This is a genomic window from Bradyrhizobium sacchari, assembly GCF_002068095.1.
Classification (GTDB): domain Bacteria; phylum Pseudomonadota; class Alphaproteobacteria; order Rhizobiales; family Xanthobacteraceae; genus Bradyrhizobium; species Bradyrhizobium sacchari.
Window position 1 is genome coordinate 194,421 of the sequence record NZ_LWIG01000008.1, and the last position, 5,764, is coordinate 200,184.

8 protein-coding genes are annotated in these 5,764 nt (G+C 64.2%); 2 read left to right on the forward strand and 6 right to left on the reverse strand.

What is annotated here, in order from left to right:
* On the forward strand, positions 1–396 hold a 396-nt coding region (locus tag A5906_RS44275; RefSeq protein ID WP_245326702.1), incomplete at its 5' end, for a response regulator.
* 1 nt (position 397) lies between these two features.
* Here A5906_RS44275 and A5906_RS12110 read toward each other — a convergent pair.
* The 6 genes from A5906_RS12110 to A5906_RS12135 all read right to left on the reverse strand — a co-directional run bounded on the left by A5906_RS12110 (position 398) and on the right by A5906_RS12135 (position 5,289).
* The gene (locus tag A5906_RS12110; RefSeq protein WP_080135425.1) at positions 398–841 is read right to left on the reverse strand and encodes a hypothetical protein; all 444 of its coding nucleotides are present in this window, start codon (positions 839–841) and stop codon (positions 398–400) included.
* A gap of 2 nt (positions 842–843) precedes the next feature.
* A complete protein-coding gene (locus A5906_RS12115) occupies positions 844–1,212 on the reverse strand; it encodes a YybH family protein (RefSeq protein ID WP_080135426.1) in 369 nt (122 codons plus the stop codon).
* A 79-nt stretch (positions 1,213–1,291) separates the two neighbouring features.
* Positions 1,292–1,759: a MarR family winged helix-turn-helix transcriptional regulator gene (locus tag A5906_RS12120; RefSeq protein ID WP_080135427.1), complete on the reverse strand. Its 468-nt coding sequence runs from the start codon at positions 1,757–1,759 to the stop codon at positions 1,292–1,294.
* 8 nt (positions 1,760–1,767) lie between these two features.
* Positions 1,768–3,378, reverse strand: coding sequence for an acyl-CoA synthetase (locus tag A5906_RS12125; RefSeq protein ID WP_080135428.1), 1,611 nt, complete (start codon positions 3,376–3,378; stop codon positions 1,768–1,770).
* A gap of 189 nt (positions 3,379–3,567) precedes the next feature.
* A complete protein-coding gene (locus tag A5906_RS12130) occupies positions 3,568–4,704 on the reverse strand; it encodes an epoxide hydrolase family protein (RefSeq protein ID WP_080135429.1) in 1,137 nt (378 codons plus the stop codon).
* A 129-nt stretch (positions 4,705–4,833) separates the two neighbouring features.
* Entirely contained in the window at positions 4,834–5,289 is a 456-nt protein-coding gene (locus A5906_RS12135) for a GatB/YqeY domain-containing protein (RefSeq protein WP_080135430.1), read from the reverse strand.
* A 74-nt stretch (positions 5,290–5,363) separates the two neighbouring features.
* On the opposite strand from A5906_RS12135, the gene A5906_RS12140 reads away from it, so the two are divergent.
* Positions 5,364–5,732 carry a hypothetical protein gene (locus A5906_RS12140; RefSeq protein ID WP_080135431.1) on the forward strand — a complete coding sequence of 123 codons (369 nt, stop codon included), beginning with the start codon at positions 5,364–5,366 and terminating at the stop codon, positions 5,730–5,732.
* The last annotated feature ends 32 nt before the right edge of the window (positions 5,733–5,764 follow it).

Consider the following 5,764-nt stretch of genomic DNA (forward strand, 5'->3'; position numbering starts at 1 on the left):
GGGCGGATCGCGGCGCCCGACGGCAGCGAGACCATTCTCGTCGTGGAGGACGACGACATGGTGCGCGCCTATGTCGAGAGCGAGTTGAAGGCGCTCGGCTACCGCGTCATTGCGCGGTCGAACGGTCCCGCGGCGCTGGACCTGTTGCGCCAACGCGGGGACATCCATTTGCTGTTCACCGACGTCGTGATGCCTGGCGGCATGTTCGGGCCGGAGCTTGCGCGGCAGGCAGTTCAATTGCGGCCGGAACTCAAGGTGCTCTTCACCTCCGGCTACACCCACGATCCGGTCAAGACGCCCGATGGGATTGGCGACGCCCGCATCCTGACAAAACCGTTCCGGCGCAAGGATCTCGCCGCGATGCTGCGCGCCGCCCTCTCGGCGCCGCCGCGATGAATCAGGACGAGAACGCGAGCTGAAGCGCCACGCCGAGATTGGCTGCGAACAGGCCCGCGTCGATGACGAAGATGCGGAGCATCGGGCCCTTCAACACCGGCCAATAGGCCACCCCGACGCGCCCGCCGCGCATCAGCACGGGAACGTTGTAGACGAACTGGCTGAAGTGGCAGGCAGAGAAGAACAGGAACAGCACGAGCTGCGCCTGCACTGGCTGGAAGAACAGCGGACGCGCGGCCAGAAGATAGAACGACAACAGCCCGATCGGCAGGTTCATGCCGCCGAGGAACGCGACGCTCGCCGCCAGCGTCGGCGCGATCGGATTGCCGCGCTCTTCCCGAGGCAACAATATCTTCAGCGTGTTGCGCTGGGCGATGCTGAACTGGATGAACGCGCCGACGAACCAGAGCGAGTTGAGGAGCAGAACGATATCCGAAAGACGCATGGCTATTTTCCGTAAAAGGCTTCACTGCGGATCACACGGCCCGCATCGTCGAAGTCCATGAATTCGCTGGCGCGCGTTTCGCCCAATTGCCACCACACGATCAGTCGCGCGATCACCTCGTCCCAGCCCCAGCTGACGATCTTCAGATCGGCGCTTTCGATGTGGCCATAAGCTTGCCGCCAATAGGCGCGGATGTTCTCGGCGCCGGCGACGGTGGGCGACCCGGTCAGTTCGAGGGCGAGAGGACTGCGCATCTGCGCATCGTCGGCAAAATGCGCGACGACCGCGTCGATATCGACCTTGCACCAGCTCGCGCACCATGCCGCGACGAAACGTTCGGCCGCCGCGCGATCCATCTTCCCTGCGCCCATGGCAGAGCCCTCCCTGACCCGCTGGCCCGAAAGTGGCAAAGCCGCGCCCTCATGTCAACTATATTGACTTGAGAGATCGTCAATTGCTGTCCGCGATCGCCTCCATGACGGCCATCCAGGCTGCCGCACCAGACGCTCCGGCGCGCTCGAACGCCTGGCGCATGACCTTGCGCTCACGGTCCGACGCCTTTTGCTCGATGCGTTGCCCCGCGGCCGTCAGGCGCAGCAATTTCGAGCGATGCTGCTCGGGCGAGCGCTTCGACGTCAGCAGCTTGCGCTCCAGCAGCAGATTGAGCGGCCGGTTCAGGGCTTGCTTCGAAATGCCGAGGATCTCGATCAGCGCGCCGATCGCGATATCGGGCCGGCGCGCCACCACGTAAAGGATACGATGGTGCGGGCGCGACAGGCCCTGCTTTGCGAGATAGTCGTCGGCCTCCAGCGTCATGCCGCGCCAGCCGTAATACATGAGCTCCAGCGCCGCATCGAGCTCGTGCAGCTTCGCAAGCGAGGCGCGATGCAGCCCCGCGGCCTGAGACGTCTTCGACATGGAAAAGCCTAGCCCCTCGCCCGCAACTCGCGCCGCAGCACCTTGCCCGTCGCCGTCATCGGCAGCGTCTCGGCGAACTCCACATAGCGCGGATATTCGTGCGCGGCGAGCTGCACCTTGACGAACTCCTGGATCTCGCGCGCGAGCGCATCGCTGCCGGCAAAGCCCGGGCGCAGCACGATCCAGGCCTTGATCGACTCGGTGCGGATCGGATCCGGAATCCCGACCACGGCGGCCATCGCCACCGACGGATGCTTCATCAGCGTGTGCTCGATCTCGGAGGGGCCGACGCGGTAGCCCGCCGTTGTGATGACGTCGTCCTCGCGGCTGACGTACCAGAAATAGCCATCCTCGTCCTCCACCCCGAGATCGCCGGTGAGCAGGAATTCGCCGGCATATTTCTTCGCCGTCGCTTCGGGATTGCCCCAGTATTCGAGCATGGTGACCGGGCACGGCTGGCGCACGCCGATGATGCCGCGCTGACCGCGCGGCAATTCCTCGCCCTTGTCGTTGACGATGCGGACGTCGAAGCCCGGCGTCGCCTTGCCCATCGAACCCGGTCGGATCGGAAACAGGTTCGCGTTGCTGCCGATCACGAGATTGCACTCGGTCTGGCCGAACACCTCATGCGCGTCGATGCCGAATGTCTCGCGCACCCAGCCCAGCAATTCGCCGCCGAGAGATTCGCCGCCGGTGAAAATGCTGCGGAGCCTGACGCCGGGATGTTTCACGCCGGCCTGCCGCATCAGTTTGAGCGCGGTCGGCGGCAGGAAGACGTTGCGGACGGCCAGATCGGCCATCATCTGCATCGCCGCCTGCGGCTCGAATTTTCGCGCGCGGTGGCCGACCAGCGGAATGCCGTGATACCAGAACGCCAGCAGGCCGTTGACGAGGCCGCCGATCCAGGCCCAGTCGGCCGGCGTCCACATCAGGTCGCCGGGGCGCGGCAGGAAGTTGTGACACATCTCCACATTCGGCAGATGACCGAGCACGACGCGGTGCGCATGCAGCGCGCCCTTCGGATTGCCCGTGGTGCCCGAGGTGTAGATGATCAGCGCGGGATCGTCGGCCGAGGTGTCGACGTTTGCAAAATCCTCGGACGCGGTTTCGATCGCGGACCAGAACGGCTTTGCGCCGGCATGGACGGCACCACTCGTGACATAGATATCCTGCAGATAGGGCAGCCGCTCGCGGATCTTCGTGAGCTTCTCCCAGCCAGCCTCGTCGGTGATGATGGCTCTTGCCTGCGAATTCGACAGGCGGAATTCCAGTGCGTCCTCACCAAACAGGGCAAACAGCGGGACCGAGATCAGCCCGGAGCGGAACGCCGCCATATGCGCGATCGGCAATTCCAGCGACTGCGACAGGAACACCGCGACGCGGTCGCCGCGGACAAGCCCGTCCGCCTTCAGCACATTGGCGAAGCGGCGCGACATCTCGGCGACCTCGTCGAAGGAGGTGCGCGTGGTGACGCCGTTCTCGTCGAGATAGATCAGCGCGAGACGCCCGGTGCCGTCAGCATGGCGGTCGCAGCAGGCCTCGGCCATGTTGAAGCGCGCCGGCACGTCCCAGCGGAAGTTCCGATAGAGCTCGTCGTAGGTCTTGGCTTCGGTCAGCATCGGCTTGGTCGTCTTCCCGGTGTTTTATTATTGTTGCCCAGTCTAGAGCTGTGAGAGCGCGGGACAAGAGGCCCGCGGCGTCATTCCGGGGCGACGCCCCAGCGTCGAACCCGGAATTCATCATGCGGCGTCTTCTGCAACCCGATGGATTTCGTGCTCGCCCTTCGGGCGCCCCGGAATGACAGCGAGTCACCGCACCGTCGCGAAGAACCTCCTGACATCGCGCACGAACAGCTCCGGCTGCTCGAAGGCGGCGAAATGGCCGCCTTTCTCCATCTCGCTCCAGTGGGTGATGTTGTGAAAGTTCGGCTCCATCCAGCGCCGCACCGGCGTGATGATCTCCTTCGGGAACACGGCGACACCTGTCGGCACCTTCACCACCGGCGTCGTGCGGCGCTTGCCAAAGCTCTCCCAATAGAGCCGCGCCGACGAGGTCCCCGTCTCCGTCGCCCAATAGAGCATGACGTTGTCGAGCAGTTCGTCCCTCGTGAAGATATTCTCGGGATGGCCGTTGCAATCGGTCCAGGCCCAGAATTTTTCCAAGATCCAGGCCGCCTGGCCGCTCGGCGAATCCGTCAGGCCGTAGCCGAGCGTCTGCGGCCGCGTCGACTGCTGTTTTGAATAGCCGGAGTCGAGATCGACATAGTGCTTGAGACCGGCGAGCGCGCGCTTCTCCTCCGCCGTCGGCTCGCCTTCGACCTTCGGCGCGGCGTTGAAGGCGAGCGTGATGTGGATGCCGGCGCAGTGCGTCGGGTCCTGCGCGCCGAGCGAGGTCGTCACCGCCGAGCCCCAGTCGCCGCCTTGCGCGCCATAACGCGCATAGCCGAGCCGGTCCATCAGCTTCGCCCAGGTTGCGGCGATGCGGTCGACGCCCCAGCCGGTGGTCTTCGGCTTGGCGGAGAAGCCGAAGCCCGGCAACGAGGGACAGATCACGTGAAAGGCATCGGCGGGATTGCCGCCGTGCGCGGCGGGATCAACCAGCGGCGCGATCACTTTCTGAAATTCGACGATCGAGCCCGGCCAGCCATGGGTGATGATCAGCGGCAGCGCGTTTGCTTCTCTCGAACGCACATGCAGGAAGTGGATGTCGAGCCCGTCGATCTCGGTGGTGAACTGATCGAAGCGATTGAGCTTTGCCTCACGCGCGCGCCAATCATAGCCGCTCGCCCAATAGCCGCAGATCTCCCGGATCCATTTCAGCGGCGCGCCCTGGCTCCAGTCGTCGACCAGCTCCGCCTCCGGCCAGCGGGTGCGCGCAAGGCGCGATTTGAGGTCGGTGAGGACGTCGTCGCTGATGGCGATGCTGAACGGTTTGATGGCGGTCATCGTGCCTCCCCAGTTTCTTCTTGTCATCCCGGGGCGCGCCTCTTGGCGCGAACCCGGAATCCATCGATCAACGGAGCCTGCAGCACAATGGATCCCGGTTTCGCGCTTTGCGCGCCCCGGAATGACGAGCTAGCCCGACAGCGCGGCCTTCACCAAGCCGCTGGCCTTGCCGAAGTCCATCTGTCCCGCATACTTCGCGCGCAACACGGCGATCACCTTGCCCATGTCCTTCATGCCAGCAGCGCCGGTTTCGCCGATGGCATCCGCGATCGCTTTCTTCACCTCGTCCTCGGACATCTGCTTCGGCAGATACGCGGAGATCACCTCGATCTCCTCGCGCTCCTGCCTGGCGAGCTCGGCGCGGCCGCCCTTGTCGTAGAGCTCGACGGCCTCCTGGCGCTGCTTGATCATCTTCTGCAGCACCGCGAGCAAATCGGCGTCCGACAACGGCGGCTTGCCCTGTCCGCGCGCGTCGATGTCGGCGTTCTTGATGGTCGAGTTGACCATGCGCAGCGTGGACAGCTTGCGCTCGTCCTTGGCCTTCATGGCCTCCTTGACCGCATTGTTGATGTCGTCGCGCAGCATGATCGCCTCGTTTGGAAACAGTCCGGAAAGACTCGTGGTCTACAACAAGATCCGGGGTCAATATAGGTGCTTGCATGAAGGCCGGAAAGCATCTCGCCATGTTGGCGGTCTGCCTTGTGGTGCTCTGGGCGAGCCGTTTCGGCCCCTATGCCTGCGGTACGCTGCCGGGCTTCACCAGCGAAACCAGTTCGTCCTGGCTCGCCATCGCCCTGAATGGCCTCTTTCTGATCCTTCTGCTGTACCTGCCGGTCTACGACTTCATCTCTCTGCTGATATACAAGCTCGGCTGGGAGACGAAGTTCAATCCGCTCGTGGTCTACGAAGGTGAGCACTCGGCGACACCGGTCTCGGCGAAGGCCCGGCGCGTCCTTTACGTGGTCGACATCGCCGTGGCGGGCTTGTTTCTCTTGCCCCTGTGGACCAAGGCTGCCTATTGCGGGTGAATGCCTAGCTCGCGAGCCATTCGGTGAGCGCC